General features: G+C 60.0%; 25 protein-coding genes and 2 tRNA genes. 11 read left to right on the forward strand and 16 right to left on the reverse strand.

From position 1 onward, the window contains the following. A partial coding sequence (tnpA, locus tag BUA36_RS08995) for an IS66 family insertion sequence element accessory protein TnpA (RefSeq protein WP_072783698.1) occupies positions 1-265 on the reverse strand: 265 nt, incomplete at its 3' end. Between the two features lie 154 nt (positions 266-419). Here tnpA and BUA36_RS09000 point away from each other — a divergent pair. From BUA36_RS09000 to BUA36_RS09010, 3 genes are all read left to right on the forward strand, one after another. Next, positions 420-884 carry a hypothetical protein gene (locus BUA36_RS09000; RefSeq protein WP_229255650.1) on the forward strand — a complete coding sequence of 155 codons (465 nt, stop codon included), beginning with the start codon at positions 420-422 and terminating at the stop codon, positions 882-884. A 177-nt stretch (positions 885-1061) separates the two neighbouring features. Then, a tRNA-Glu gene (locus BUA36_RS09005) sits at positions 1062-1137 on the forward strand. A gap of 39 nt (positions 1138-1176) precedes the next feature. Then, positions 1177-1252, forward strand: a tRNA-Glu gene (locus tag BUA36_RS09010). A 44-nt stretch (positions 1253-1296) separates the two neighbouring features. Here the strand turns inward: BUA36_RS09010 and BUA36_RS09015 are convergent. From BUA36_RS09015 to BUA36_RS09025, 3 genes are all read right to left on the reverse strand, one after another. Further along, positions 1297-3231 (reverse strand): S8 family serine peptidase, encoded by a 1935-nt coding sequence (locus tag BUA36_RS09015; protein ID WP_072783702.1) that lies wholly within the window; start codon positions 3229-3231, stop codon positions 1297-1299. Positions 3232-3244: 13 nt separating this feature from the next. Further along, on the reverse strand, positions 3245-3547 hold the full coding sequence (locus BUA36_RS09020) for a hypothetical protein (RefSeq protein ID WP_072783704.1): 303 nt from the start codon (positions 3545-3547) through the stop codon (positions 3245-3247). A 76-nt stretch (positions 3548-3623) separates the two neighbouring features. Next, positions 3624-4526, reverse strand: coding sequence for a hypothetical protein (locus BUA36_RS09025; RefSeq protein ID WP_072783706.1), 903 nt, complete (start codon positions 4524-4526; stop codon positions 3624-3626). Between the two features lie 147 nt (positions 4527-4673). Between BUA36_RS09025 and earP the strand changes: the two genes are divergently transcribed. The 3 genes from earP (at position 4674) to BUA36_RS09040 (ending at position 8248) form a co-directional block, all read left to right on the forward strand. Further along, complete coding sequence (gene earP, locus BUA36_RS09030) at positions 4674-5810, forward strand: elongation factor P maturation arginine rhamnosyltransferase EarP (RefSeq protein ID WP_072783708.1); 1137 nt, start codon at positions 4674-4676, stop codon at positions 5808-5810. A 124-nt stretch (positions 5811-5934) separates the two neighbouring features. Then, the gene (locus tag BUA36_RS09035; protein WP_072783710.1) at positions 5935-6510 is read left to right on the forward strand and encodes an elongation factor P; all 576 of its coding nucleotides are present in this window, start codon (positions 5935-5937) and stop codon (positions 6508-6510) included. Between the two features lie 139 nt (positions 6511-6649). Beyond that, entirely contained in the window at positions 6650-8248 is a 1599-nt protein-coding gene (locus BUA36_RS09040; RefSeq protein ID WP_072783712.1) for an amidase, read from the forward strand. Here BUA36_RS09040 and BUA36_RS09045 read toward each other — a convergent pair. Further along, the gene (locus tag BUA36_RS09045) at positions 8238-8909 is read right to left on the reverse strand and encodes a hypothetical protein (protein ID WP_072784606.1); all 672 of its coding nucleotides are present in this window, start codon (positions 8907-8909) and stop codon (positions 8238-8240) included. The genes BUA36_RS09040 and BUA36_RS09045 overlap by 11 nt on opposite strands. Before the next feature lie 45 nt (positions 8910-8954). Next, positions 8955-9617: a DUF6683 family protein gene (locus BUA36_RS09050; RefSeq protein ID WP_072783714.1), complete on the reverse strand. Its 663-nt coding sequence runs from the start codon at positions 9615-9617 to the stop codon at positions 8955-8957. Positions 9618-9791: 174 nt separating this feature from the next. On the opposite strand from BUA36_RS09050, the gene BUA36_RS09055 reads away from it, so the two are divergent. Further along, on the forward strand, positions 9792-10964 hold the full coding sequence (locus BUA36_RS09055; RefSeq protein ID WP_072783717.1) for a GGDEF domain-containing protein: 1173 nt from the start codon (positions 9792-9794) through the stop codon (positions 10962-10964). Here BUA36_RS09055 and msrA read toward each other — a convergent pair. The 3 genes from msrA to msrB are packed head-to-tail and all read right to left on the reverse strand — an operon-like array spanning position 10961 to position 13983. Then, positions 10961-11659, reverse strand: coding sequence for a peptide-methionine (S)-S-oxide reductase MsrA (msrA, locus tag BUA36_RS09060; protein ID WP_084560074.1), 699 nt, complete (start codon positions 11657-11659; stop codon positions 10961-10963). The genes BUA36_RS09055 and msrA overlap by 4 nt on opposite strands. A 14-nt stretch (positions 11660-11673) precedes the next feature. Next, positions 11674-13482 (reverse strand): cytochrome c biogenesis protein DipZ, encoded by a 1809-nt coding sequence (locus BUA36_RS09065; RefSeq protein WP_072783721.1) that lies wholly within the window; start codon positions 13480-13482, stop codon positions 11674-11676. 15 nt (positions 13483-13497) lie between these two features. Beyond that, positions 13498-13983: a peptide-methionine (R)-S-oxide reductase MsrB gene (gene msrB, locus BUA36_RS09070; RefSeq protein WP_072783723.1), complete on the reverse strand. Its 486-nt coding sequence runs from the start codon at positions 13981-13983 to the stop codon at positions 13498-13500. A 123-nt stretch (positions 13984-14106) separates the two neighbouring features. Between msrB and BUA36_RS09075 the strand changes: the two genes are divergently transcribed. Together BUA36_RS09075 and BUA36_RS09080 are read left to right on the forward strand one after the other, a co-directional pair. Further along, complete coding sequence (locus BUA36_RS09075) at positions 14107-14826, forward strand: response regulator transcription factor (protein WP_072783725.1); 720 nt, start codon at positions 14107-14109, stop codon at positions 14824-14826. Further along, the gene (locus BUA36_RS09080) at positions 14823-16310 is read left to right on the forward strand and encodes a HAMP domain-containing sensor histidine kinase (protein ID WP_072783728.1); all 1488 of its coding nucleotides are present in this window, start codon (positions 14823-14825) and stop codon (positions 16308-16310) included. The genes BUA36_RS09075 and BUA36_RS09080 overlap by 4 nt, the downstream gene beginning before the upstream one ends. Here the strand turns inward: BUA36_RS09080 and BUA36_RS09085 are convergent. Next, a complete protein-coding gene (locus BUA36_RS09085; RefSeq protein ID WP_072783731.1) occupies positions 16291-17100 on the reverse strand; it encodes an AraC family transcriptional regulator in 810 nt (269 codons plus the stop codon). The two genes, BUA36_RS09080 and BUA36_RS09085, sit on opposite strands and share 20 nt — an antisense overlap. A 108-nt stretch (positions 17101-17208) precedes the next feature. Here BUA36_RS09085 and BUA36_RS09090 point away from each other — a divergent pair, with 108 nt between their 5' ends. Continuing rightward, positions 17209-18360, forward strand: a complete 1152-nt coding sequence (locus tag BUA36_RS09090; protein ID WP_208861878.1) for an MFS transporter — start codon at positions 17209-17211, stop codon at positions 18358-18360. Between the two features lie 6 nt (positions 18361-18366). Here BUA36_RS09090 and dbpA read toward each other — a convergent pair whose 3' ends face one another. The 4 genes from dbpA to BUA36_RS09110 form a co-directional block, all read right to left on the reverse strand. Next, complete coding sequence (dbpA, locus tag BUA36_RS09095; RefSeq protein WP_072783735.1) at positions 18367-19776, reverse strand: ATP-dependent RNA helicase DbpA; 1410 nt, start codon at positions 19774-19776, stop codon at positions 18367-18369. A gap of 107 nt (positions 19777-19883) precedes the next feature. Further along, a complete protein-coding gene (locus tag BUA36_RS09100) occupies positions 19884-20108 on the reverse strand; it encodes a hypothetical protein (RefSeq protein ID WP_072783738.1) in 225 nt (74 codons plus the stop codon). A gap of 84 nt (positions 20109-20192) precedes the next feature. Then, positions 20193-21854: an acid phosphatase gene (locus BUA36_RS09105; protein WP_072783740.1), complete on the reverse strand. Its 1662-nt coding sequence runs from the start codon at positions 21852-21854 to the stop codon at positions 20193-20195. Between the two features lie 14 nt (positions 21855-21868). Beyond that, a complete protein-coding gene (locus tag BUA36_RS09110; RefSeq protein ID WP_072783742.1) occupies positions 21869-22552 on the reverse strand; it encodes a PEP-CTERM sorting domain-containing protein in 684 nt (227 codons plus the stop codon). Between the two features lie 738 nt (positions 22553-23290). Here BUA36_RS09110 and BUA36_RS09120 point away from each other — a divergent pair. After that, the gene (locus BUA36_RS09120) at positions 23291-25045 is read left to right on the forward strand and encodes a hypothetical protein (RefSeq protein WP_072783744.1); all 1755 of its coding nucleotides are present in this window, start codon (positions 23291-23293) and stop codon (positions 25043-25045) included. Here the strand turns inward: BUA36_RS09120 and BUA36_RS09125 are convergent. Together BUA36_RS09125 and BUA36_RS09130 are read right to left on the reverse strand one after the other, a co-directional pair. Then, the gene (locus BUA36_RS09125) at positions 25042-25626 is read right to left on the reverse strand and encodes a hypothetical protein (RefSeq protein ID WP_072783747.1); all 585 of its coding nucleotides are present in this window, start codon (positions 25624-25626) and stop codon (positions 25042-25044) included. The two genes, BUA36_RS09120 and BUA36_RS09125, sit on opposite strands and share 4 nt — an antisense overlap. Beyond that, entirely contained in the window at positions 25616-26752 is a 1137-nt protein-coding gene (locus tag BUA36_RS09130; RefSeq protein ID WP_084560076.1) for a helix-turn-helix domain-containing protein, read from the reverse strand. Before BUA36_RS09130 ends, BUA36_RS09125 begins: the two co-directional genes overlap by 11 nt. Between the last annotated feature and the right edge of the window lie 80 nt (positions 26753-26832).

A 26832-nucleotide genomic window follows, 5' to 3' on the forward strand; every position in this document is an offset into this window, starting at 1 on the left:
AGGCCGCTGACGTGTCAGGCGGCAGCTCGACGCTCCAGCCCTGCGGCCCGCACAACTTCATCGCCGGCGCCGCTGCCGCAGCGCCTTGTACCGTGACCGGCACCAGCGCGGCCATGGAGGGCACGGCTGACAGCCGGCGGACCCAGTAGCCAACCTGACGTATCGGATAGCCTTCCTGTAGCGCAAAGGCCCGCTGCGACAGGCCACTGGCCCGCCAGCGCTCAACGCGCTCTTGCCACAGCGCTTCTCGTTCGGTGTTTGCCATCCTTATCTCCCTCGTGAAAACGGGGAAGTATGGCCTGGGACTTCAGCCGTTCATAGGTGGATGGGCCGGACGCTTACTTAGCGATAATTGGAAAAGCCCCGTAATGTGGGCGCACTGCGCTAATAAGCATGAAGGAGTCTGTTTAGGATTTGATGTGAACGATGATTATATTGGTTACGTACAGTATGTCGACTCAAGATTGTTGTCGCCTATTGAAGAGGGAGACGCAAATGGCATTCAATTTATTGACGAGATTCTCTACCACAAAGCTCAAGAATGGAGCTACGAGAAAGAGCTAAGAGCAATTGTGCTATTAGATGGTCCGAAGTTGCCGATGTATCATATTCCATTTGGTACTAGGATACAGCTACGTGAGGTAATAATTGGGTCGAAATGCGTTTTCTCGCCTCTCGATTTGGCACCATTCATTCTTCCTCAAGAGACACCTGTAAAAATTTCAAAAGCAAGACCCGCCTTCAAGGCGTTTGAAATGGTTGAGAATAAAAGGTACAAATCCGTAAATGTCCCAGCCGAGCGTGATTGTCGCGCGCTTCATGGGCGACTGCGGAAAGGACCTCGTTTCTTACTACGTGCACCCCTTGCGGTGAAAGTCGCTTAGAGTCTGGTGATTTGAGCGCCTTTTTTGGCGAAGGTCTGCAACGGGGCGGAAGCGGCCTCTGGAGCGAAATGGATGTAATGTTGCGGACCTGCCAATCTTGCTGTGATTTTTCAGCAAAAACAAGGGTTTGCTATTGCGTTCGGGGAACGGCGCTGATATAGTACGCGCCTTGGAAATGTCCCCATCGTCTAGAGGCCTAGGACATCACCCTTTCACGGTGAGTACCGGGGTTCGAATCCCCGTGGGGACGCCAAAAGACATTTCCAAACAAGGCCAGTACGGACAGGTTTCTGTCCCCATCGTCTAGAGGCCTAGGACATCACCCTTTCACGGTGAGTACCGGGGTTCGAATCCCCGTGGGGACGCCAAATCAGCAAAAAGCCGCTTCGTGCGGCTTTTTGCATTTCCGGCCCTACCACATAATGGGGTTGTAGGGATGGGGTAGCGGGAAGCGCCCCACATGCAGCAAGGGCCACGGCTGGTTCTGCGCCGACATCTGCATCTGCATCATATCCAGTCCCAGCGGATCGTAAGCCATGCCCCCAGCCTGTTGCGGCGCCATGGCCTGCGCGACTTGTTGGCCGGCCTGCAGCTGCAAGCCGACTGCCGCCAGCACATCGGGCAAACCAAAACCAATCCGGCTCTGATCTCCCAGGCTGACGCGGTGCGCGCTGGCGCGGATGATCTGGAATAGCCGCTCCACGCGGCCCGGCCCGGGTGTCTTGTACTGTGGTGACTGGAAGTCCGGATGGTGTGCCAGGCACAACGCCGCGAGTCCTGTCACGTGCGGCGTTGCCATCGAGGTGCCATCCCAGGCAGCAAAATTATTCGGCGGCACGCACGATGTGATGGCCACGCCCGGCGCACACACGGCCACCTGCGGCCCGAAGCAGCTGAACTTGGCCGAGAAGTAGCCATATGCATCGACATTGCTGTCCAGCGTTTGCGCGTGATAGCTGTCGGCCGGGAATTCATCGAACTTGCCGATCGCTGCTACTGCCAGCACGTTGGGCGACGAAGCAGGGTATTGCACCGGCCCCGCTGAATTGCCCGCGGCGACGATGCACGCCACGCCTGCCCGTTTGGCCCGCATGATTTGCTGCTCCAGCGCTTCCGAGACTTCCTCGCCGCCCAGGCTCAGGTTGACGACGTCGATTTGTTTGTCGATGCAGTATTCCAGCGCTTCGATCAGCTGGCTGATCTGGCCGCCGGGGAACAGCTTGCACGCATGGATTTCGGCGTCGGGGGCGAAGCCGCGGATGCCGGAGGCGATGTCGGCTGCGGCGATCACGCCCGCGCAGTGGGTGCCGTGGCCCAGCGTGTCCTGATCCCAGGTGTTGGGGTCGACTTTCTTGTTGATGATGTCGAAGCCGGCATGGATGCCATGCAGGTTGTCGTGCGTGGTGGCGGCGCCGGAATCGATGATGCCGATCTTGATGCCCTGGCCGCGATACTTGCTGGGCAGCTGGTCCAGCCGCATGGCTTTCTGTCCCCAGCCGTAGGCGCGTTGGCGCGGGAAGCCTGCCAGGGATGGCCAGTCGGACAGCGCGCGCAATGCCACGACGTTAGGTTCGTCGCTGCTGATATCGGGGTCGCGCTGGTAGAAGCTCCAGTAGTCGGCCTTGGGCTTGACGTACAGGCCGCGCACGGTGTCCGCCGTTTCGCCAAACAGCGACAGGCTTACCTGGCCGTTGGCATCCGTCACGCCGCTGGCCGGTAGCATGCTGCCAAACAACGATACTTCCGCATTGGCCTGCGGTGCGCCGTCTTTGCCGATGACACTGATCACGGCATTGAGTACCGGCCCGCCGGCGGTGCTGGGATTGACGCCCGTGACCATGCCGGGCAGGCGCAGCGCCGGGTCCATGAGGTTCAATTGCTGATCGCGTTCCACCAGCAGGCGTCCTTGTGCCTGCTGGTGAAGCGCGGCGGCTTTTTGTTCCGTCATGCGCGCTACCAGCACGCCTTGCGCGCCGCCCATGCCGTCAGCCAGCGCACCCAGCGTGGACTTGAGACTGATCTTGTCGACCACTTCAATATCGCTGTTGCTGCGCAGTGCCTGTTCTACCGCGTCAAACTGCAAGGGCTGGAAGCCCAGTGTTTGCAGGCCGTCCGGTGGCAGGCGCGAGGCAATGACAAACTGTTTTTTGCGGGTGCCGACGCTGCGGCCGGCACCGTTGCTGTTGCTGCGGCCGTTGGGCTGTGGCGTGTCTTTCGGCGCGGCGGCGCCGTCGATGCCGCGTGCTTCGCGGCTGCTGCCGTCAGGCGAGGCAGCCGCTTCGCCATCGGCGCTGGATACTGGGGCATCAGGCGGTGCGGTGGCGCCGCCAGGTAGATTCTTGGGCATGGGGATATTCCTTTTACAGTTCGTTAAACGGGCCGCTGTCGAACATGGATAGCGGGCGGTCTGGCTCGATGCTGAGTTGGTGGCTGGGTGTGGCGCTCTGGCGGAAATGCTCGTCCAGCAGGCGCGCCTTGCCGGGGCTGAGTTCCACCACCGCCGTGTGCGGACGGTCTGGTGGGCCGATCACATCCAGCACGGTGATGTCGGGATCAATTGCGGCGATCGCCAAAAAATCGTTGAGCGGTGCGCCGTGCTCGGCATGGATCAGGAAGCGCGCCTTGTCCGGCAACGCTTGCGCTGCATCGGAAGAATTGAACATGCAGACTCTCCTTGAAGCGGTGCTCCCCAGTGGTGGTTGCCGCTGGAGAGCACGTTGACGTGGTCAGGGTGCCGTATCAGTGCAGCGATTGCTGGCCACCATACTGCGCGCCATTAGCTTGCTGTCCCAATTGGGCTTGCTGGATCAGCTGTGCGAGCTGGGCCTGTTGCTGGGCATAGACCGCCATGGGGTCAACGCCGAAGGGCAGCATGCCGCCCAGTTGCCCGGCAATACCGCCGATGGTGCCGCCGATGCCGCTATTGCCGAAGGCGCCGCCAATTGCGCTACCCAGTGGCTGCGCCACGCTCTTGATGATGTTGCCGAACCAGCCTTGTGGCGCCAGCCCTTGTTGTTGCAGCTGTTGTAGTTGCTGCATCTGCTGCAGTTGTTGTAGTTGCTGGAGCTGTTGCTGTTGTTGCTGCTGCTGTTGCGCCTGCTGCGCATAGGCCGCGCTCACGGGGTCGGCGCCAAACGGCAGCATGCCACCCAGCTGGCCAGCGATGCCGCCGATGGTGCCGCCGATGCCGCTATTGCCGAAGGCGCCGCCAATCGCGCTACCCAGTGGTTGTGCCACGCTCTTGATGATGTTGCCGAACCAGCCTTGTGGCGCCAGTTGCGCTTGCTGTGCCAGTTGCGCCAGTTGCGCTTGCTGTGCCAGTTGCGCCAGCTGGGCCTGTTGCAGCATCTGCTGTTGCTGTTGTTGCTGTTGTTGCTGTAGCAGTTGCTGTTGTTGCGCCTGCTGCGCGTAAGCGGCGGCGACGGGGTCGGCGCCAAACGGCAGCAGCGAGCCGCCGATGCCGCCTGCTGCCTGGCCGATCTGGCGGCCCAGGTTGGCATTGCCAAACAGGCCGCCGATGCCGCGTCCGATCAGTCCACCCAATGGCGCGCCCAGTAGACTGCCGAAGAAACCTTGGGGGGCGAGGTCGCCAAATTGTTGTGGGGCTAGCGCTTGTCCGTAGTACTGTTGGAATTCATTCATGACTTCTCCTTGTTGTGGTGGTAGCGCAGCCGACTGGCCGTGCTGGAAGGATTGGACTGACCGATGTGCGGGAAGTTTTGATATTCTTGGTTCTTATCTAACGTTAATCAGTTATCATCCAGCCTCGAGTTTTTGCAGCCCCCATCCATGATGAAATTCCGCCGTCTCGATCTGTTCTGCCGCGTCGTTGATAACTACGGCGATATCGGTATTTGCTGGCGCCTGGCCAAACAGCTGGTGCGCGAGCATGGGCTCGCCGTGACGTTGTACGTGGATGATCTGGCCAGCTTCAAGCGCATCTGCCCGCCAGTCGCGGAGGACGCGGAATTGCAGCAGGTGGATGGCGTCACCGTGCGCCACTGGCGCGATCAGGATGGCAGTTACACGCCGCTCGAGGTGGCGGACATCGTGATCGAATTCTTTGCGGTGGATATTCCACCTGGCTATATCGAGGCCATGAAGCAGTGCGAGCCGCGACCGGTCTGGTTCAACCTGGAAGGGCTGACGGCGGAAGAATGGGTCGAGGGCTGTCATCGCCTGACCTCGCCGCAGCCAGGTGGATTGATCAAGCATTTCTTCTTCCCTGGCTTTACCGACAAGACTGGCGGCCTGCTGCGCGAAGCAGGGCTGGAGCAGGAGCGTCTGCAATTCGCGCCAGCGGCGTTCCTGTCGCAGCTGGGATTGACGCCGGCTGAAATTGCGAGCACCAGGATCTCGCTGTTCTGCTATCCGCACGCGCCGGTGTCAGCCCTGTTCGAGGCCTGGCAAAGCGCCAGCCAGCCGATGACCTGTCTGGTGCCAGAAGGTGTGGCGGCCGACACGGTGCGCAGCTTCACGGGCGGCGATGGTCGGGCGGGGACTGTGGCCACGCAAGGCGCGCTGACGGTGCGCGTGCTGCCATTTGTGCCGCAGCCGGACTACGACAAGCTGCTGTGGGCCTGCGACCTGAATTTTGTGCGTGGCGAGGATTCCTTCGTGCGCGCGCAATGGGCGGGCAAGCCTTTCATCTGGCATATCTACCCGCAGGATGAGAACCTGCACCACAAGAAGCTGCGCGCCTTCCTGCAGCGCTATGCGGGCGCGTTGCCGGGGCTGGCCGATTTCTCGCTGCGCTGGAATGGCGCGCCCAGCCAAGGCGAGGTGGAGGACTGGGCGGCATCCTGGGCCGCGCTGGAAGCGGAGGCCGCCGCCGCGACGGTCCGCGCCGCCGAGTGGCAGCAGCAGATGTTGTCGCTAGGCGACCTGGCCAGCAACATGCTGGCCTTTGCCGCGACGCTGAGATAGGCGCTGCGGAAAAAACAAGGTACAATGCCGGGTTAATCTATATGACGCATTTTTTACCCGATCAAACGTAAGCCAGCTAGGCGACAATGATCTTTACGCAACCACCTTATTAAGTAGAATCACTATGAAACCTGCAAAAGAAATTCGTGTTGGCAATATCATTATGGTTGACGCTAAGCCATTCATCGTGCTGCGCTCCGACGTCAACGGCTCGAGCCGCACGGGCTTCACCTACAAGTGGAAAATGAAAAACCTGCTGACCAACGCGCCGTTCGAAAGCGTGTTCCGCGGCGACGACAAGTTCGACGTAGTTGTTCTGGACAAGAAGCCAGTCACCTACTCGTACTTTGCAGATCCACTGTATGTGTTCATGGACGCTGACTACGAACAGTACGAAATCGAAGAAGAAAACCTGGGCGACGCCCTGAACTACCTGAAAGACGGCATGGAATGCGAAGCCGTGTTCTACGATGGCAAAGCGATCTCGGTTGAACTGCCAACCACCATCCAGCGTCAGATTGTGTACTCGGAGCCTGCAGTTAAAGGCAACACCTCGGGCAACGTGACCAAAGAAGCCAAGATCGAAAACGCGATCGAAGCCAAGCAGTTCTCGATCCAGGTACCACTGTTCGTGTCGCAAGACGACATCGTCGAGATCGACACCCGTACCAACGAATTCAAGAAAGTCGTGCGTAACTAAGCCGATTCTTCGCGATCTAAAAAGCACGCCCTGGTGGCGTGCTTTTTTTTTATCAATTTTTGTGGTGTAAGTTGCAACCTGCTGATATATTAATGTAACGCAACAAATTCGGCGCATTGGTGATAACCACGGGGATGGCATGGATCGCAGGGATTTCGTAAAAATCGGACTGGCGGCAGGCGCCGCCGGCAGCAGCAACCGGGTGTTGGCGGGACCTGCCAGTGCCGCATCCAAACTGGGCACGGGCGGCATCCTCGACGCCGGTGTCTGGGAACAGCAGCAGATGATGGAGGCGGGCAAACTGACCTCGCATTCGCTTACGTCTCAGTACCTGGCGCGCATCAAGACCATCGACAAATCCGGGCCGCGCCTGAATTCCGTCATCGAGATCAATCCCGAAGCGCTCAGGATTGCGCTCGACATGGACCGTGAGCGCAACCTCAAGCGCGTGCGTGGTCCGCTGCACGGCATTCCCGTTCTGTTGAAAGACAATATCGCCACGGCCGACCGCATGAGCACCACCGCCGGTTCGCTGGCGCTGGCCGGTGTGCGCGCCGCGCGCGACGCCCATGTGACGGCGCAGCTGCGTGCGGCTGGCGCGGTCATCATCGGCAAGACCAATCTGAGCGAGTGGGCGAATATGCGCTCCACCCATTCCGTCAGCGGCTGGAGCGCGCGCGGCGGCCTGACCTTGAATCCGTATTCGCTGGACCGCAATTGCAGCGGTTCCAGTTCCGGCTCGGGCGCGGCGATTGCCGCCGGCCTGGCGACACTGGCGGTGGGCACGGAAACCGATGGCTCGATCGTCTCGCCAGCTTCCATCTGCGGGCTGGTGGGCATCAAGCCGACGCTGGGCCTGGTGAGCCGCAGCGGCATTATTCCCATCGCCCATTCGCAGGACACGGCCGGGCCGATGGCGCGCAGTGTGGCCGACGCCGCGCTCATGCTGTTCGCCATGGCTGGTGTCGATCCGCGCGACCCGGTAACGCAGGAGGGCGCTGGCAAGCTGGCCGACTACCGCGCCGCGCTCGACAAGGGCGGCTTGAAAGGCGCGCGCATCGGCGTGGCCCGCAATTTCTTCGGCCAGCACGCCGAGCGCGATGCAGTGATTGAAAAAGCGCTGCTGGATTTGAAATCGCAAGGCGCGGTGCTGGTGGAAACGGACGTGCCCAACGTCGGCAAGTACGACGCCAGCGAGACTGAAGTGCTGCTGTATGAATTCAAGGCGGACCTGGCGGCGTATCTCAAAGAATATGCGCCCAACGCGCCCGTGTCCAATATGGCGGAACTCATCATCTTCAATCAGCAGCATGCGCAGCAGGAGCTGGCTTACTTTGGCCAGGAATATCTGGAGCGTTCGCAGGCGAAGGGTGGCCTGGATACGCCGGCCTACCAGGAAGCGCTGGCCAACAACCGCCGCTACGCGCGCGCGGAAGGGATCGACAAGGTCATGAAGGAGCATCAGCTCGATGCGCTGGTGGCGCCCACCGGCGGTCCGGCGTGGCTGACCGACTTCGTCAACGGCGACCATGACACGGGCGGCTTCTCGTCACCGGCTGCGGTGGCTGGCTATCCCCACATCACGGTGCCGGCGGGCTATGTGCATGGACTGCCGGTCGGTTTGTCCTTTGTCGGCGCGGCTTACAGCGAAGCGGCGCTGATACGCATGGCGTACTCGTATGAGCAAGCCACGCTGCACCGGCGCGCGCCGCAGTTCCCGCCCAGCGTCAGGATTTGAGGATGTGACGGAAGGTCGGCTCGATGCCCATGGCGTGCAGCCGGCGCACGATGTCTTCCAGCGAAGCGTCCTTGAGCAGCAGGCCTGGCGGCACCGCGTCGCGTGGCGGCATGGGCGGCGGCGCAGGCGAAGCGTCGTGCTGGCGTTGTAGCGTCGCCAGGGCGTGGGCGAATTGTTCTTCCGTGATGCTGTCCAGGTTGTCGAGGAAGGCGGCTTGCGCGGCGTCCGGCGGCGCCATTTCCAGTCCCAGATCGTCGGCCAGGGCGCCGCCCATGCTCGGGTTGACGAAGGCCGCCCACAAGCCCGTGGCCTCGTTCAGCGATGGCGGCAGCGGGACCTCGCTGCGTCCCAGATCGATCTGCTCGTCCGGGAAGTAGGTCGTGTGCAGCAAGGCCAGAAAGCGGCGTGCCGCGTCGGCGCTGACCGGCCGCGCCAGCGACAGCCACAAACGGTAGGCGTCACCACCCGAGACGCTGACGGCGGGCGCGGGCAGGCCCAGCTCCTTCTGCAGCGCGTTGGCCACATCGCACAAACGCGTCCAGTGCTGCTCGCCCTCGGCCTTGTGGAAATCGATGGTCAGGGCGCGCGTCTGCCCGGCCGCATCGGTGAACTGGCCGCCGATCAGATAAAGCCGGTGCAGCGCTGAAGTGAGCTTGTCCATATTGAGTTCCCATGCAATCAAGACGCGCATGGTAACGTGATTGGCTTATTCGTGCATGCCCTGGTTGTCGATGCGGAGTTTGGCCGGGTCCATGCGCAGCGCCAGTTGCAGGTTTTCGATGGCGGATTTGCGCAAGTTCTCCTGCACCTCCGGCGGTTGCGGCTGCTGTTTTCCGGACATCTGCACCAGCGCCATGAAGGTGCCGACCATGGCGCTTTGCTCGAATACGTCGCGGATCTTGTTCTGGTCCGGATCATCGTTCAGTTTCTGCATGCCGGGCTGCGCGCGGAACTGGCGCGCGACGGCATCAAATGCCTCGTCGGAGACGTCGGTGTTATTGAGGATCATGTAGTTGCCGACCACGAAAGCGGCGATGCCGCCGGAGAGGTCGCGCGGCTTCCATTTCATTTTCTGCTCTACCTTGAGGTAGACATCCATGCTCTGGATGTACATTTTCTCCATCTCGGCGCGTTTGGCTTGCGGGAAGTGTAGCGACAGCGCATGGGCGTTGGCCTGGATGGCCGGCCTGGCTTTCGCCACCGGCGTTTTCAAATGCTGCTGCGCGATCTGGGTCGTGGTCAAGACCGGCACGCGCAGGTCTGGCTGCGGCCAGACGGTGATGTTCTGCATGCCATAGCCGCAGCACTGGCCGTAACTCAAGGGCGTGACGCCCGCCATCAGTGCCGCGAATAACACACCGTATTTCATCGCCGCTCCTCATCAGGTTTGGGAAACGATGAAGAATAAACAAGAATCCGCGCACGATACAGCAGTTTCTACCGCTTGCAAGTCACTGTGGCTTATTTATTAATGTTGATTTATTAGAGACGACTTTGATCGTGACGTATAATCCCCAGCCATTGCAATAGTCTCAGTGGCGCCATGCTAGACCTTCGCACCATCAACTCGATCACTGGCATGATGGCCTTGCTCATGGCCTTCGTGCTGCTGGGGATGCGTCACTATTATCCGCGCAGGATGCCGGGGACTTTGCTGTGGGCGCTGTCGCCCATCGTGGGCGGCGGCTCGTCGCTGGTGTTTGCTCTGGAGGGCATACTGCCCGCTGCGCTGATCGCCATGCTGGGCAACTCACTGTCGTTCGCCAGCGCCGCGATGAACCTGTTCGGAACCGCCGCGTTTTATGAACAATCCCTGAATCGCCGCCGCTGGCTGGGCTTTACGCTTGGCGTGCTGGGCGTGATCGCCTGCTTCATGCTGGTCTGGCCCGACTACCGCGTGCGTGTCGCCGTGTTTGCACTGGCGATGACGGTCTACACCGGCACGCACGCCTGGCTGCACTGGCGCCATGGCCTGAGTTTCGCGGGCCGCTTCCTTGCCGTGCTGCTGTTTGTCCGCTGCCTCGTTTTGCTGGCGCGCGCGGGCAGCGCGCCGTTGATTGATGCTGCCGATTCGACGCGCTTTGCTGCCTCGCTCATTCAAACCCTGTATCTGAGCTCGTTCAGCGTGGGCGGTATGGTTACCTGCCTGGGCTTTGTGCTGCTGGCCAGTGAACGCATCCGCGCGGAGTTCGAGCGCTTGCTGAATGTGGACCTGCTCACCGGTGCGGCATCGCGGCGCGCCATCATGCAGGCGCTGGAAGGGGAGGTGGAGCGCTGGCGGCGTACGGACCGCGTGTTCTCCATCCTGTTGCTGGACATCGACTACTTCAAACGCATCAACGACAACTACGGTCATGCGGTTGGCGACCAGGTGCTGACCCAGTTCGCCAACAGCGTCAAATCGGCGTTGCGTTCCATCGATACCTTGGGCCGCTATGGCGGCGAGGAGTTCATCGTCCTGCTGCCCGAAAATGATTTGCGCAGCGCGGCCATCGTCGCCGAGCGGGTGCGCCTGGCGGTCGAGCGGCAGATTGTGGAGGCGGGCCTGCCGGCTTGCACCACCAGCATCGGCTGCGCCAGCATTGCCGACAGCGGGCCGACACTGCCATTACTGCTGGCGCAGGCCGATGCCGCGCTGTACACCGCCAAGCGCGAAGGCCGCAACGCCGTGCGCCTGGCGGAGCCGCCCGTGCACGCTGCCGCGCTGGCGAATTAAGGCCGCGTATTGCGGACCAGTACAGCGTCGGCTCTGTACAGGTCTGGCGCAATACGCTTCAGATTCGCCACCTTCGGCAGATCGTTGTAGACGATGTAGGGATCGTTGGGATGCAGCGTCAGGTAGTTCTGGTGATAGCCCTCGGCGGGATAAAACTGCTTGCCCGACTCAATACGCGTTGCCAGCGGCTTGCTGTAGGCATGCGAGGCATCCAGCTGCGCAATGTACTGCTGCGCCACGCGCTGCTGCACCGGCGTCTGCGGGAAGATCGCCGAACGGTACTGCGTACCGCTGTCCGGCCCCTGGCGGTTCAGCAGCGTGGGATCATGTGCTACCGAAAAGAACACCTGCAGCAGCCTGCCGTAGCTGACTTGCGTGGGATCGTAAGTGATCTTCACCGATTCCGCGTGGCCGGTATCACCGCCGCTGACAGCTTCATAGCTGGCGCTGCGGCCATCGCCGCCGGCATAGCCGGAGACTGCGCTGGTCACGCCTTTCACGTGCTGGAACACGCCCTGTACACCCCAGAAACAGCCACCGGCAAAGATGGCGGTGGCGGTGTGTTCTGTACTGGCCGGTTCATCGACCGCCGGTGCGGCGATTACCACGGCCTGTTCTGCCGATATCGACTGCTGGCAGGCGACAAGGCTGAGAAGGGCGAGCGCGCCGCCCAGTGTTTTGCTGATGCTGTTCATAATGCCGCTCCTGATTAACCGAAGGTGAAGGCGTAGGCTTGTACGCCGGGATCGAGGAATTCAATGCTGAAGGTACGGTCGGCCACATCGCCCGACTGGCGCACCAGCTGGTACAGACGCTGGCTGTTAATCACGCCGCTGCCATCGGCTTGCACATCCGTGCCGTGGTTTTTACCTGGCGCGACGCCATCGATGGTGACGCGGAAGCGTACCGGTTTGCCATCTTTGGTGGGGCCGAGCACCAGGTGCAGATCACGGGCGTGGAAGCGGTAGACGATGCTGCCCGTGCCCTGGTTCAGCGTGACCTGCTCCGCTTGTGACAGCCAATTGCCTGCCAGGCCCCACTGGTTCAGCGCCGGTCTGGCAGGCGCCGTGTACTGGCGGGCAGCGTTGGCGGCCTGCTTTTCCGGCGAGGCGAAGTTCTCGGCGCGGTCGTAGCCCAGATAGGTTTCCGGCGATCCGACCTGGCCCATGTCCGACTGCTGCTGGATGCCTTGCGCCGCTTCGGCGCTGACCACGGTGTTGGTCACATTCTTGCGGCCCGCTTCTTCCAGCAGTTGCTGGATTACCTGCTCGGACTGGGCGTAGTCGCCTTCGCCAAAGTGGTGGTGGCGGATCTGGCCCTTGGCGTCGATGAAGTAATGCGCCGGCCAGTATTGGTTGTTGAAAGCGCGCCAGATGGCGTAGTCGTTGTCGATCGCGACCGGGAAGTTGATGCCTTGTTCCTTCACGGCCTTGCGGACATTGCCGACGTTGCGCTCAAATGCGAATTCCGGAGCGTGCACGCCGATGACCACCAGGCCTTGATCGCGGTACTTTTCGGCCCAGGCCTTGGTGTAGGGCAGGCTGCGCAGGCAGTTGATGCACGAGTAGGTCCAGAAGTCGACCAGCACCACCTTGCCTTTGAGCTGCTCAGCGCTGAGCGGCGCCGTGTTGAGCCATTCGACAGCGCCGTTCAGCGACGGCAGTTTGCCTTCCACCGGCAGCGTTTCGGCAGCAGGCGCCATCGCGCGGCGCGCCATCATGGCAGGACCAGCACCAGTACCAGTACCAGCCATTGCGGTGCGCGACATCATGGCGCCGCCAGCTGGCGCTTCGTTGCGCGGGGCCAGCGTATCAATGAGTTTTTGCTCAACGCCTGCCGTGGCGACGGTCGATACTTGCGTCAGGATGCCGGTGTCCAGGCCCGTGGCAATGGCGCCGACGCCAGCCAGCATAGCGACGCCCAGACCACGGCGTATCCACTCGCCAGCACCCAGCGAACGCTTCATCGCGCTGAAGACTTTACCGCCTACCAGCAACGCCAGGGCCAGCGAGGTCGCGGCGCCAGCGGCATAGGCCAGCAACAGCAAAGTAGTGCCCACGCTGGCGCCGTTCAACGCCGCGCCGGTCAGCACCAGGCCCAGTACGGGACCGGCGCACGGCGCCCACAGCAGGCCGGTGGCCACGCCCAGCAGGAAAGAAGCGCTGGCGCCAGAGCGTTCATTGTCGGCAGCCTTGTTGGACAGCTTGTCGCCCAGCGCGACCAGCGGTTTGGTCAGGCGGTCCGCCAGATGCGGCAGCATGAGCGTGAGGCCGAAGAAGGCCATCAGTACCAGTGCGACCCAGCGGCCGTACTGATTGGCCTGGACTACCCAGCCACCGCCAACGGCGGCCAAAGTGGCGACCAGCGCAAAGGTCAGCGCCATGCCGGCCAGCAGCGGCAGGCCGCTACGCACAAACGGTTGGCCGGTGCGGGCAAATACAAACGGCAGTACCGGCAGGATGCAAGGGCTGAGGATCGTCAGCGCGCCGCCGAGATAGGAGAGCAGTATCAGTAACATGGTGTGGTCCTCCTCTCAAGCTTCGCCAGGGGTGAAAGTCAGCGCCACGCCATCGATGCAGTAGCGCAGGCCGGTCGGCTCCGGGCCATCGTCAAACACATCGCCCAGGTGGCCGCCGCAGCGGCGGCAGACCACTTCCACGCCGTACAGGCCGAGCGAAGTAGTGCGGCTGGTGACAACGCCACGGTCCAGCGGCTTCCAGAAGCTAGGCCAGCCGGTGCCGCTATCGAACTTGTTCTTGGACGAGAACAGCGGATTCTGGCAACCGGCGCAGGTGAACCTGCCGGCCCGGTGTTCCTTGTACAGCGGGCTGCTGAACGGCCGCTCGGTGCCATGCTTGCGCAGCACTTCGTACTGGGCTGGCGTCAGCAGGGTGCGCCATTCGGCATCGGTGTGGGTGACTTCCCACGCGGCGGCGGGCGCGGCCGTGGTACTGCGGTAGGCGATGCCCGCCAGCAGGGCGGCGCCGCTGGTCAGGATGAAAGAACGTCTCGATGTCATGGTGTCCTCCGTAAGTGGAATAACGATGGAGCCATTCTGCGCCCACAGTGGTGACAAAATCCTCACGTAAACTTAAACTAATTGTGATACTTTTCACCCTCGGAATCCTGCACAATACAGGCTATGGAAACCGCAAAACGTGTCTTGATCGTCGAAGACGATATGCCGATCGCAGATCTGCTGCGCATGCACCTTCAGGATGAAGGGTATCAGGTCACCCATTGTGCTGATGGCGCCCATGGACTGGCGCAGGTCCGCACGGGCGGCTGGGATGCGCTGATCCTCGACATCATGCTGCCCGGCGTGGATGGGCTGGAGATCTGCCGCCAGGCGCGCGCCATGACGACTTATACGCCCATCATCATCACCAGTGCGCGCTCCAGCGAGGTGCACCGCATCCTTGGACTGGAACTGGGCGCGGATGATTACCTGCCCAAGCCGTTCTCGGTGCTGGAACTGGTGGCGCGCGTCAAGGCGCTGCTGCGCCGGGCCGACGCCATGGCACGCAGCCAGCGCAACGAGGGCGGGGCGCTGGAGCTCAACGGCGTACGCGTCGATCCGCTGACCCGACAGGCCCATGTCCACGGTAGTGCGCTGGACCTGACGCCGCGCGAATTCGATCTGCTGTACTTCTTCATCAAACATCCCGAGAAAGTGTTCTCGCGGCTGGATCTGCTGAACCAGGTGTGGGGCTATCAGCATGATGGCTACGAACACACGGTCAACACGCACATCAACCGCCTGCGCGCCAAGATCGAGGCCGATCCCGCTGATCCGGTGCGCATCCTGACTGTGTGGGGCAAGGGTTACCGCTACGCCAGCGCGCCGGGACCGGAGGCATGAACCTGACGCTGTCGCAGCGGCTGTCGCTGGCGTTCTCCCTGCTGTTGCTGGTGTGCTGCGGCGCCTCGGCATGGCTGCAAATCCGCGCCAACATCATGCATGAGAAGGAAGTGGTGCAGGGTTTGTCGCGCGGCCTGGCGCGTAACATCGCGCTGGATGCGCAGCTGATGCAGGCCGACAGCGAAGCGCAGCCGGGCGCCACACCCAGCGAAGGACTCGGCCCGGAAGCGGTGCGCCGCCTGTTCGGCAAGCTGATGGTGGTGAACCCCAGTGTGGAAGTGTATTTGCTGGATAACGATGGCCGTATCGTCGGCCATGCTGCACCCGCCGGTCATCTGAAACGCGACCACGTGGACCTGGCGGCGATCCGCCGCTTCCTCAACAACGAGGCCTTGCCGATACAGGGCGACGATCCGCGCAGCGAGCAAGGACGCAAGGTGTTCAGTGCCGCCGTCCTGCGCGCTGGCGAACAAAAAGTCGGCTACATCTACGTCATCCTGCAGAGCGAGGAGCACGACCGGCTGGCGGCGCGCGCTTCGGCCAGCTCGGTGCTGCGCACGACGCTATGGTCAATGGCCGTGGTGGCGTCGCTGGTACTGGTCGCCGGCCTGATTGCCTTCCGCCTGATTACACGGCCATTGCGCCGCCTGACCGCCACCATGCAGCAACTGGACACCAAGGCCGATGAGCTGGTGCTGCCGGAGCCGCAGCGTGGTGGTCCGCGCGACGAAATCGCGATTCTGGATCAGGCCTTTGCCGACATGGGCTCGCGCATCAATGAGCAATGGAAGACCATGCGCCAGCTGGATCACGACCGGCGTGAAGTGGTGGCGAATATCTCGCACGACCTGCGCACACCACTGGGTTCCCTGCACGGCTATCTTGAAACGCTGTCGCTCAAGGATGAGACGCTGGACGCGGCCAGCCGCCAGCACTATCTCGGCATCGCGCTGGCGCAGAGCCAGAAGGTAGGCCGTCTGGCGCAGGCCCTGTTTGAACTGGCGCGGCTGGAGCATGGCTCGGTGCAGCCGGAGCTGGAGCCATTCTCCCTGTCCGACCTGATACAGGACGTGTTTCAGAAATTCGAGCTGAAGGCCGCCGAGCACCATGTGCGCCTGATGGCAACGCTGCCGCATCCGGCGCCGATGGTGCGTGCGGACCTTGGCATGATAGAACGCGTGCTGACGAATTTATTCGATAACGCCATCCGCCACACGCCAGCCGGCGGCGAGGTGGAAATCACCGTGCAGCCAGCGGCGAATGGCAAGGTCACCGTGACCGTGGCCGACACCGGCCCCGGCGTGCCAGCCGCCATGCGCGAGAACCTGTTCCGCCGGCCGATTGCGCTGCAGGGCGAGTATCGCGTTGGCGGTCTTGGACTGTTGACGGTCAACCGCATCCTGCAGCTCCATCACAGCAAGATCACGCTGGTGGAAGAGCCGCAGCTGGGCGCGGTGTTCCGCTTTACGCTGGACGCTGCGTAAGCGGCTGGCGCCACTCCGTCAGATAGTGCTGTGGCGTTTTGCCCAGAATGCGGCGGAACATGACGCTGAAGGCACTGGGGCTGGCGTAGCCAAGCGCCGTAGCGATTTCGCCGATGCTCTGGCCGTGCGCCAGCCGGTTGAAGGCTTCCGCCAGATGGACCTGCTGCACCCACTGGCGGTAGTGCAGGCCGGTCTCCTTGGGGAATAGCCGTATCAGCGTGCGCGCGCTGGCGCCCACTTCATCCGCCCACTGTTCAATATTCCGGCTGCTGCCTGGATCGTCCATGATGGCGCTGCAGATGGCCACCAGGCGCCGGTCGCGCGGCCATGGAATCGCAATTGGTACCGTCTCCGCCGCTGCCAGTTCGGAGAGAATCAGCATGGCCAGATATTCGCCGCGTCCCGGTATGGCGTATTCGATCGGCTCGTCCAGCAGCGCCAGTATCAGCTCGCGCAGCAGGGTGCTGACTTCAATCACGCGGCACTGGTCACCAAAGGCCCTGGCGGCATCGGGCGCTATGTAGATGGTCCGCATGGTGACTTTGCTCAGCGCTGTCCAATGGTGCACCACGCCGGGCGGTATCCATAGCGCTCGGCGCGGTGGCAATACCCACATGCCGGCATCGGTCCTCACGCGCATCAGACCCTGGGTGGCATACAGCAGCTGCGCGCGTTCGTGGCTGTGTGGCGTGCCGGTGACGCCGTGCTCCTCATCACGCGCCATGGCGGTGACGACGCGTGGCACGCGCTGATAGTCGCGGTGATCGCTGCTGCGGGCTGTATTTGGCATTTATTCGACGATAGTTGGAATATCCGGTTTTGCAGCCTATATTACACTCGTCGCATGACTACTACCACCTCTCCCCACACCATCAGCCGTCCTCACGGCGAAACCGTCATGCAGATACTGGGCGCAGTCGCGCTGGTGCACCTGCTGAACGACCTCACGCAGGCCATGCTGCCTTCGATCTACCCGATGCTGAAGGCGGAGTTTGGCCTCAGCTTCACACAGGTTGGTCTGATTACCTTGACCTTCCAGTGTACCGCGTCGCTGCTCCAGCCCTGGATCGGTTTGTACACCGACCGCCGCCCCATGCCTTTTCTGCTGCCGATGGGGATGGTGGCCACGCTGATTGGCGTGTTGATGATGTCCTTTGCATCGACCTTCCCGTCGCTGCTGCTGTCGGCAGCGTTGATCGGCGTTGGCTCCTCGACGTTCCATCCCGAGGCTTCGCGCGTGGCGCGTGCCGCTTCCGGCGGCCGTTTCGGCTTCGCGCAGTCGCTGTTCCAGGTCGGCGGCAATGCCGGTTCGGCGCTGGGGCCGGTGCTGGCGGCAGCCATCATCATTGGCCGTGGACAGGGCAATATCGCCTGGTTCGCGCTGCTGGTGGCGGCGGCAATCGCGGTGCTGGTGTATGTGAGCCGCTGGCACAGCCATCATCTGGCGCAGCCGAAGAAGGCCGTTGCGGTGGTGGCTTCTCCATTGTCGAAGGGCCGCGTGTACGGCGCGCTGGCGGTGCTGGCGCTGCTGGTCTTCTCCAAGTACATCTACATGTCCAGCCTGACCAGCTACTACACCTTCTACCTCATCGACAAGTTTGGCGTGTCGGTGTCGAACGCGCAGATGTATCTGTTCCTGTTCCTCGCCGCCGTGGCGGCCGGCACCTTTATGGGCGGCCCGATCGGCGACCGTATCGGCCGCAAGCGCGTGATCTGGATTTCGATTCTGGGCGCGGCGCCGTTCACGCTGGCGCTGCCTTATGTGAACCTGTTCTGGACGGCCGTGCTGACGGTGGTGATTGGCTTTGTGATCTCGTCGGCGTTTTCTGCGATCGTGGTGTTTGCGCAGGAACTCATGCCGGGCAAGGTGGGCATGGTGGCCGGGATCTTCTTTGGTCTGATGTTTGGCGTGAGCGGCATAGGCGCCGCAGCCATGGGGCATATTGCGGACGTCAACGGCATCGCTTACGTCTACACGCTGTGTTCCTACCTGCCGCTGCTGGGCATACTGACGGTGCTGCTGCCGCATATCGAGCAGCACCGCCATTAAATTGCATCAGGCGTCGATAAAGCGCATCTTGAAGTTGCGGCCTTTGATGGCGCCGAAATCACCGCCCAGTGGATTGCCTTTGTTCAGGCGCGCAAACGCGTCATAGGCGACACGGCGGTCGATGGCGACGTAGGTCTGGAATTCGGTGACGTTGATCTTGCCGACTTGTTCCTTGCTCAGGCCAGCGTCGCCGGTCAGCGCGCCCAGCACATCGCCTGGGCGCAGCTTGTCTTTCTTGCCGCCCGAGATTACCAGCGTCATCATCGGCGCCGGATCGACACCGTAGTCGTTGTCGTCCAGGCTATCCAGATCGAACCAGTCGACTGGCTGGCCTTGGTATTCCTCGATCAGCTTGACCCACTTCTTCTCGTTCGGCGCGCACAGCGACAATGCCAGGCCTTGCTCGCCGCCACGGCCGGTACGGCCCACGCGGTGGATGTGAACTTCCGTGTCTTTCGATACATCGACGTTGATCACCGCTTCCAGGTTCGGGATGTCCAGGCCGCGCGCAGCAACGTCGGTAGCCACCAGTACAGAACAGCTACGGTTGGCAAACAGAATCAGGATCTCGTCGCGCTCACGCTGCTCCAGTTCACCGTACAGTGCCAGTGCAGAGAAGCCTTTCGACTGCAGCTCTTCCACCAGTTCGCGGCATTGCACTTTGGTGTTGCAGAAGGCGATGGCCGATACCGGCTTGTAGTGGCCCAGCAGGCGGGCGACGGCTTCGTTGCGGTTGTCAAAACCAATCTCAAAGAACAGCTGTTCGATCTGGCTGTTGTCGTGCTGCGCCTCGACGGTCACTTCCACCGGATCGACCAGGAAGTCATCGGTCGCGCGGCGGATGTCGTCAGGATAGGTGGCCGAGAACAGCAGGGTCTGACGACGTTTCGGACAGGCGCTGACAATGCCGGCGATTTCGTCGTAGAAGCCCATGTCGGTCATGCGGTCCGCTTCGTCCAGCACCAGCGTGCCGACTTTGGACAGGTCCAGCGTGTTGCGGCCCAGGTGGTCGCGCACGCGGCCCGGCGTGCCGACGATGATGTGGGCGCCGTGTTCCAGCGAAGCGATCTGCGGACGCATCGGCGAACCGCCCGTCAGCACCAGCACCTTGACGTTGCCGGTCGAACGCGCCAGACGGCGCAGCTCACCGGCCACCTGGTCGGCCAGTTCGCGGGTAGGGCACAGCACCAGTGCCTGCACGGCAAACCAGGCAGGATTCAGTTTATGCAGGATGCCTATGCCGAAGGCGGCGGTCTTGCCGCTGCCGGTCTTGGCCTGGGCGATCAGGTCGCGGCCTTCCAGCACCGACGGCAGGCTTTGCGCCTGGATCGTCGTCATCTCCTTGTAGCCGAGCGAGTCGAGGTTGGCCAAAAAGTCGGGATTCAGCGGCAGGCTGTCAAAGGAGGTGGAAGTCATGGTGGCGGACCCTGTTCAAAAAGGATGTGGGCACAGTCTAACAGGCTAACAGTTGCCTGGCCCACTGTGCAGGAAGTGTTTGTAAGGTGATCTGCGGCTGTGCCGGTTTAGTCACGCTTCCATACCGGCAAACCGGTGAGGTCGAGATTTTCGTCGCGTACCCAGATAGGCAGACCGGAGTTATCGGTCGGCTCCAGCAGTTCCAGCTGCTCTTGTTTGAGCACCGCGCGGCGCGCACGAGGCGGCGGCGGGCGCTTGGCTTCCGGTTCGAGCGGCGCGGCGGGAGAAAAGCCGGGCAGGTCGAACGTAGCGTTATCTTTTTTATCTCTCATCTGGAAAAAAACAAAAGCCCGGCTGCATCAGTCGGGCTCCGTTAGCGATTACTTAAGGCGCGAAGTGTAACACAAAGCCTAAACTCAACGGAAGCTGAGTGCCCCCGTCAGATCGCCTGGCGGCGTGGCGTGGCGGGCCGCGAAAGCGTCGTTCCGCGTCTTCAGGCCTTCCAGCAGCGGCAGGCCATGCAGGCGGGTGATGAAGCGCATGATCGACGTGGTGTCGTAGAAGCTGTGGTCCACATGGCCCTTCTTGGCGAAAGGCGAAATGACGATGGCCGGGATGCGCGAACCCGGACCCCAGCGGTCGCCTTTCGGTGGCGCTACGTGATCCCACCAGCCGCCGTTTTCGTCGAAGGTAATCACCACCAGCATATTCTTGAACTGCGGGGACTTCTTCAAGTGCTCGATCACGTTGGTGATGTGGGCGTCGCCCGATTCAATGTCCGAATAGCCGGCGTGCAGGTTCAGATTACCTTGCGGTTTGTAGAACGCCACGGCCGGCAGCTTGCCCGCCACCGCGTCGGCGATGAACTTGTTGGAAATCGGGCTGTCACCCAGGCCGCCATCGCGCAGGTGGTCTTCACGCTCCTTGGTGCCCGGCGCGAACTGCTGGAAGTAGTTGAACGGCTGGTGGTGGTACTGGAAGTTCGGCTTCTCGCCGCCGCCGCGCGCATCCAGCGCGGCCTGCCACGCGCCGCCATACCACGCCCAGCTGATCTTCTTGCGCGACAGCAGATCGCCAATGGTGTCGTAGGTTTGCGGCGGCAGGGTGCCGGCGTCTTTAGGATCGGCGTGCAGCGGGTCGCCATCGTAAGCCGGGCGGATATAGCTCGGCTGATACGGTGGCGCCATGGTGTTGACCGCGTAGCCATCCGGCGTGATGGCGCCGTTGTTGACGAAATGCGGATGGCCGTCCATGGCGGAAGCAGGGCTTTCCTTGGTGACGGACAGGCGGTAGCCGGTCGGGCCGTCGTCCAGCACCGCGATCTTCTTCTTGGCTGCGGTGTCCTTGGCGTTGAAGTATTCGGGCACGCGGCCGCTGATGAGGAACTGGTGGTTCAGATAGGAACCGCCAAACGCCGCCATGAAGAAGTTATCGCACAGCGTGTACTGCTCGGCGATCTTCCACAGACCGAGGTTTTTATTGGTCTCGCCGTAGTAGCCCATCACCATGCCGCCGGTGTTGCCCCACGCGGCGAAGCCATCGTTCTTGCCTTCGTTGATCTGCATCTGGTTCTGGTAGAACAGGTGCCACAGGTCGCGCGTGATGACGCCTTCCGGCAGCGGCTTGCCCTGGGTGTCGACCAGTTTGAACGGGCCGTTAGGCAAGCCCTTGATATCGTCTTCCTTGACGACATAGTCTTTGCCGCCGATGTTCTGCGTGTTCGGCACCATGCCGCCCCAGACCTTCGGCAGCGACGGCAGTACCGAGCCATCGCGGTCGCGTTGCACACATGCGGCGGCCGCTGCGGCCGACAGCGGACTGGCGGTGCCCGGGAAATTGGCGAACAGGTTGTTGAAGCTACGGTTCTCAAGATAGATCACCACCACATTCTTGATGTTGGTTTTGATCTTCTCATCCAGCGAGCCTTTGGTTGCGGGCTTGGCCGGCGCTGCCTCCGTCATGGCAGGCAGCGTCGTCGCCAGGCCGGCAGCACCAGCTGCCTGGAAGATGCGGCGACGGGAAGGATTGACTGGAGCGTCTTGCGCTGCTGGTTCTGCTGCTCGTATTGGATCCTTCACTCGTGCCTCCTAGACTAACCAAAAAGGCCAATTGTGACAGCTTTGTGACGGTTTGGGTATGCAACTGGTTTGCCGTCAGACGCTTTACGGCGCGCCCAAACCAGCAGTCCCAGACCCGCCAGCAGCATGGCCCAGGTAGCGGGCTCCGGCACCGGCGCCGCATTGAAACTGACTTCATCAACGAAAATCCACGTGCCCTGAACGCCAGGTGTGGCGGTGATCCGCAACTGGTCGGTCGTCACGTTCAAACCGGAGAAAGTGAAGACGGGATGCGGGCCCGAGTCATATGGGCTGCTGTCGTTGGCACTGCTGGCGGGATTGGTGATGGTGCCTTTCAAAATCCAGTTGCCGCCTTGATAGGCCCACAGGTCGAACGAAGGCAGGACCACATCGCCCAGACTGTCCTGGGTGCTGCCCACGCTCACCGAAGAGAAATTCATCGCCTGGGCAAACTGGAAGGTGATGTTGACATTGGGGACGCCTACCCAGCCATCCCACTCAGTACCGGCGTTGTAGGCCCAGCCGCGATTGCCCACCACGCCGTCCGTCAGCTTGGTCAGGTTGGGATCGTGATAGCACCAGGAGCCGCAGGAAGTGGCTTGATCGAATGTGTAACTGGGGGCGGCCGCGTGGGCCGGAGTGAGGTGTGCCATTGTGGCAAATGCCGAGGCGAGGACGAGCTGCTGCAATTTACCCATTTTTCTTCTCCCTGTTGTGGTTCTGGTTGCATCAACTTTCAGAATAGCAGGCAGTGTCAGGAAGGAAAGGAATTTTGTGCTTTTTGTATTAAGTGAGGATAAGAAGCAACGGCTGTTTCTGTCGAGTTTTCTGGACCGACATAGAAAAAGCCGCCGATTCCTTGCGAAATCAATAGCTTATGGAATTTGGTTGCGAGGACTGACTTACCTCGGGGGAGGTTTGGGATGTTCTTTATTACGTGCTGTTAACGGATCACGATATTTCTAAAGCAGCCGCTCTGATGGAGTAGGGTGGAGCTGCGCTACGACCTTAAGATATTCCGTATCTCTTCGAGTAAAGCGGTGCGACCTGGGGCAGATCACGTAAGCAGCGCCGCAATTTGAAACAGATCCATGCAGACCTGCAAGAACTGGGGTATGAGGGTTCATATGACCGCGTGGCAGCGTTGCCAGGCAGTGGAAGGCGGGTCAAACTGAGTGGGTCAACTCATCGAGCAAACGAACAATCAAGCAAAAGCTGGGCGTCAGCACAGGTGCCGAGCTCTACCGCATCGCCTTCCTGTACTCCGAAAATCGCTCCCCCGCCATCAGTAACGAGCCCTAGCCATCCACGCATGATAATGCGGCGGATACGTTAAAATCAGAGCACAAAAACGATATTCCGCCCCGGTCCAAAAACAGGACCGGCACGGCCCGATACAATTTACATGAAGCAGTGCACCACGCTAGGGATTTTGCATGTCGATTGAAAAAACGAAGACCAATCTTCAAGAGTTGATTGCCGATGACACCAACCGAGTCGTCGCCTTGTCTGGGAAATGGGGAACGGGCAAGAGCTATTTGTGGGACTCCATTAAAGCCTCTAACGCTGATGAAGCCGTTCGAGAAGCGTTGTATGTCTCTCTCTTCGGCATCAAAGACATATCGCAGTTGAAGATCAAGCTGGTGCAAAGTGCGATGACTTACTCCGAGGGGAAGTCCAAGATCAAGCAGCGAGTTCTAGATGCCTGGAAGCTTGCAGAGAAAGGGTTGAAGTTTATCAACCTAAAGAATTCGCCGTCGCTGGATGAGCTTGCATTGATGGCTGTACCGAAGATGCTGAATGAAACCTTCATTGTGATTGATGATATCGAACGCAAGCACCGCGACTTGGATGTTCGGCAGATCATGGGTTTCATCGACGAATACACGAAGATTCATAAGGCCCGCTTCCTTCTCATTCTGAACTCCGATGAATTGGAAGATAGGGAGGCGTGGGAGACTCTTCGAGAAAAATCTATCGATCATGAATTGGCATTGGAAACCACGCGTGAAGAAGCGTTTGAGATCGCCATCAAGAACTACCCGTCGGCCTATTCGAAGTCGATCAAAGATGCTGCCCGTATCTGCTCAATCACAAACATACGGATCATCCAGAAAATTATTCGGGTGGTGAATCGATTGCTGTCAGGTCATCCAAGTTTGAACGAGGAAGTGCTGAATCGCATTATCCCATCCACCGTTTTGCTGGGAGCGATTCATTATAAGGGCATGCAAGACGGCCCTGATTTCACCTACCTCCAGCAGTTCAATTCCACGCTGTATCTCATGGAGAAGCATCGAAAGAAAAGCGAGAACCGAGAGGAAACCGACCGCGATAAGCTAGAATCAAAATGGGCGGTGATCCTCAATGAACTTAATATTCGCGAGACCGATGAATACGAGGCAGAGGTCATTAGTTTCTTGCAGTCGGGCTTGTTAGAAACGGCCAACATCAAGACCATTTTTGATCGATACGTGGCCGAAGGTGAGGCGTTTGCAGCACAGCAGCAGTGCCGTGACTTCTTCGATAAGGAGCTCTGGCATCCTGATCTTGATGAGAAGGATTTGCTGATCGAAGCACAAAGCCTCTTGCCGAACGTAGTGTGGCTTGATCCTTATATGCTCACGGCACTCCATCAGAGCTTGTGCAACATCGGTGATGGCAAGGAAATAGCGGACCGCATGCTGGAAGACTGGCTGGCAAATTACCGAGCCAAACAAGATAGCACGCAAAAGGGGCGATTTGATTTTGATGGCATCTTGAGACGGGAGCTGCATCCCGCAATTGCTGATGAATTTGAGGCCCGGAAAGCGGCAGCAAATCCGCTGCCGTCCCTGCTCGAAGTCTGCGTTGATGTCATAAAAAATAGCGGATGGGGCGATCTTGAAGAGACAGCAATGCGGAACTCTACGCTACAACAGTATGAAGATGAGATTCGCAAGCTATCTGGAAAAGACCTACAGACCTTCATGATTAAGAGCATGGAGTTCTACGTGAACCGTGCCACTTATGAAAAGCATTTTGCACCAGCGATGCAAAATTTCTTGATGGCCTGCCGGGCGATTTGTCAGAAGAATGACAATCCGAGGCGAACGCAGCTTATTCGAAAGGTGTTTAGGAATTCGAACATTGAGGCTGAGCTCGACGGCATACAAGAAGCAGAAGCAGCACAGCTACCGCCTTCTGCTTAGTTAGAACGTGGCGGAGCATTCAAAAGGCACTGCTGGGAATGCTCCTTGGCTTTTTGAAGCTGCTGCTTTAAGGAGCCGCTCAATGCCACGTGTTCGCAGATGACATGGTTCGCCTCGCCGTCCGTTAGCCCTTTGCTAAACATAAGCCAAGATAACAAATGGGGGACGTCTTGGGTCGCGACGACATTCTCGTTCTTAGACAGCTTCAATGCCTTTACATCATCGGACAGGAAGCCAAGATTGATTCGCTTCGCAATTGCGATGGATGAGAGCTCGCCTTTTCCAAGGGACTTCCGAAGTTGCAGAGACCTTATCGCTTGAAGGTCATCAATGGTACATGCACAGACAGAAAACTTCCCTTCGGTATGTGCTTGCCGCAAGCGGCCCTTCAATTCCCTGTCCGCGTCATGGTTCTTTTTTCGCGGCTTATCGAGCAGCTCATACTTTACAAAGCCTGTAATGCAGAACGAGCAGCCTGCAGCTTGTGCCTTAGTATAGAGGGTTTGAGACGACAAGATGTTCCACACCGAGCAGGTATCGGTTACGTTATGCAAATGGAAGTCAGAAGGATCAGCTAACATGGATCGTCCGCTTGTATAGTGAGGCCAATTCTGAAAGCTCAGACGGCGTGCAGAGCAGTGCTTCTGACAGCCGACCAAGACTGATGACGCCTTCGCGGAGACCATCAAAACAGAGCTGAACATAGAAGTCGGATAGCCCCAGATGAAGCAGGTTGGCTTTCCGGTTCTGCTCACCTTGCGTCAGTGATGCCGGAAGCTCTGGGTCCGATTTCATTTCCTTGGGAACTTTAAGCGAAATGATGTGGTCGCAGAGCTGGGAGTTAATCAGTCGTGCGGTCTTTAACGCATAGCCCAAAGCGGAGCAGCTCACCTTCAGCCTATTGGCCCATTCGATAGCCTTCGCATCGGTCCAGTTTTTTGAATCTGGAATTCGCTCTAAGAAAGACCGAGGCATCAGGAGGGCCGATGCAAATTTATTGGCTCGCGTCTCTCGCTCGTTCTGGACATTTTTCAACGAGACACTAACAGGTTCGTCTGCATCGAAGATGGCATGAGCCATTTCGTGGGCTGCACTGAAACGCTGGCGGTAAATGTCTTCACTGCTGTTGACCAGTGCACACTTGCCCGCAGTCGGATGGGTGACGAACAGGCCGGAGATTCTGGAGTTACCCAGCTTACGGCGGAACGTATGAAGGCCCAGGTCTCGACAAGCTTGGTAAACATCGGCAATTAGCTCGATATCGGAGTAGCCCAGAGCTGTGCGAATTCGTTTAGCCGCTTCGCTCGGGTTCGCGAGTTCACTGGCTGTCAGCTTCCATAAATCGAATTTTGACTTTGAACGATTCAGAGCTTCCAGAAGCATGGCTTCGGTATCGCACAGGTACAGAAATTCCTGAATAGCTTGGCGATCAGCCGGGGTAAATTCACCTTGCCCTGCGCGATACAGCACCTCAGTTTCCTCAAACGGCGCCACACGCTCGTTCGAGATGAAGTAATGGAAGTCGCAGCGGAAGTGGTCTGCAAGAATCAAAATCTCATCACCACTGGGTTCTAGCTGCCCCGTCTCAAACGCTGATAGGCGTTCGCCACCAATCCCCGTCGCCTGAGCGACATCGGCGGCCGACTGGGCAAGTTGAACGCGATAGCCTTTCAACTTGTTACCTAGAGTTTGTAGATTGATCGACATAACTTAATGCTAGATTGCAAATTTGCAATGGTCAATGTCGGCGGCAGCGACGATCGTTTGTTGGCCCACATTCTGTGGTA

The organism is Duganella sacchari (assembly GCF_900143065.1).
Lineage (GTDB): Bacteria > Pseudomonadota > Gammaproteobacteria > Burkholderiales > Burkholderiaceae_D > Rugamonas > Rugamonas sacchari.

What these genes read in the sequence shown, in the direction of transcription:
- BUA36_RS09015 (WP_072783702.1), bottom strand. Translation starts at nt 3,231, where the DNA reads ATGCCCAAGAATCTACCTGGCGGCGCCACCGCACCGCCTGATGCCCCA.
- BUA36_RS09020 (WP_072783704.1), bottom strand. Translation starts at nt 3,547, where the DNA reads ATGTTCAATTCTTCCGATGCAGCGCAAGCGTTGCCGGACAAGGCGCGC.
- BUA36_RS09025 (WP_072783706.1), bottom strand. Translation starts at nt 4,526, where the DNA reads ATGAATGAATTCCAACAGTACTACGGACAAGCGCTAGCCCCACAACAA.
- earP (WP_072783708.1), top strand. Translation starts at nt 4,674, where the DNA reads ATGATGAAATTCCGCCGTCTCGATCTGTTCTGCCGCGTCGTTGATAAC.
- BUA36_RS09035 (WP_072783710.1), top strand. Translation starts at nt 5,935, where the DNA reads ATGAAACCTGCAAAAGAAATTCGTGTTGGCAATATCATTATGGTTGAC.
- BUA36_RS09040 (WP_072783712.1), top strand. Translation starts at nt 6,650, where the DNA reads ATGGATCGCAGGGATTTCGTAAAAATCGGACTGGCGGCAGGCGCCGCC.
- BUA36_RS09045 (WP_072784606.1), bottom strand. Translation starts at nt 8,909, where the DNA reads ATGGACAAGCTCACTTCAGCGCTGCACCGGCTTTATCTGATCGGCGGC.
- BUA36_RS09050 (WP_072783714.1), bottom strand. Translation starts at nt 9,617, where the DNA reads ATGAAATACGGTGTGTTATTCGCGGCACTGATGGCGGGCGTCACGCCC.
- BUA36_RS09055 (WP_072783717.1), top strand. Translation starts at nt 9,792, where the DNA reads ATGCTAGACCTTCGCACCATCAACTCGATCACTGGCATGATGGCCTTG.
- msrA (WP_084560074.1), bottom strand. Translation starts at nt 11,659, where the DNA reads ATGAACAGCATCAGCAAAACACTGGGCGGCGCGCTCGCCCTTCTCAGC.
- BUA36_RS09065 (WP_072783721.1), bottom strand. Translation starts at nt 13,482, where the DNA reads ATGTTACTGATACTGCTCTCCTATCTCGGCGGCGCGCTGACGATCCTC.
- msrB (WP_072783723.1), bottom strand. Translation starts at nt 13,983, where the DNA reads ATGACATCGAGACGTTCTTTCATCCTGACCAGCGGCGCCGCCCTGCTG.
- BUA36_RS09075 (WP_072783725.1), top strand. Translation starts at nt 14,107, where the DNA reads ATGGAAACCGCAAAACGTGTCTTGATCGTCGAAGACGATATGCCGATC.
- BUA36_RS09080 (WP_072783728.1), top strand. Translation starts at nt 14,823, where the DNA reads ATGAACCTGACGCTGTCGCAGCGGCTGTCGCTGGCGTTCTCCCTGCTG.
- BUA36_RS09085 (WP_072783731.1), bottom strand. Translation starts at nt 17,100, where the DNA reads ATGCCAAATACAGCCCGCAGCAGCGATCACCGCGACTATCAGCGCGTG.
- BUA36_RS09090 (WP_208861878.1), top strand. Translation starts at nt 17,209, where the DNA reads ATGCAGATACTGGGCGCAGTCGCGCTGGTGCACCTGCTGAACGACCTC.
- dbpA (WP_072783735.1), bottom strand. Translation starts at nt 19,776, where the DNA reads ATGACTTCCACCTCCTTTGACAGCCTGCCGCTGAATCCCGACTTTTTG.
- BUA36_RS09100 (WP_072783738.1), bottom strand. Translation starts at nt 20,108, where the DNA reads ATGAGAGATAAAAAAGATAACGCTACGTTCGACCTGCCCGGCTTTTCT.
- BUA36_RS09110 (WP_072783742.1), bottom strand. Translation starts at nt 22,552, where the DNA reads ATGGGTAAATTGCAGCAGCTCGTCCTCGCCTCGGCATTTGCCACAATG.
- BUA36_RS09120 (WP_072783744.1), top strand. Translation starts at nt 23,291, where the DNA reads ATGTCGATTGAAAAAACGAAGACCAATCTTCAAGAGTTGATTGCCGAT.
- BUA36_RS09125 (WP_072783747.1), bottom strand. Translation starts at nt 25,626, where the DNA reads ATGTTAGCTGATCCTTCTGACTTCCATTTGCATAACGTAACCGATACC.
- BUA36_RS09130 (WP_084560076.1), bottom strand. Translation starts at nt 26,752, where the DNA reads ATGTCGATCAATCTACAAACTCTAGGTAACAAGTTGAAAGGCTATCGC.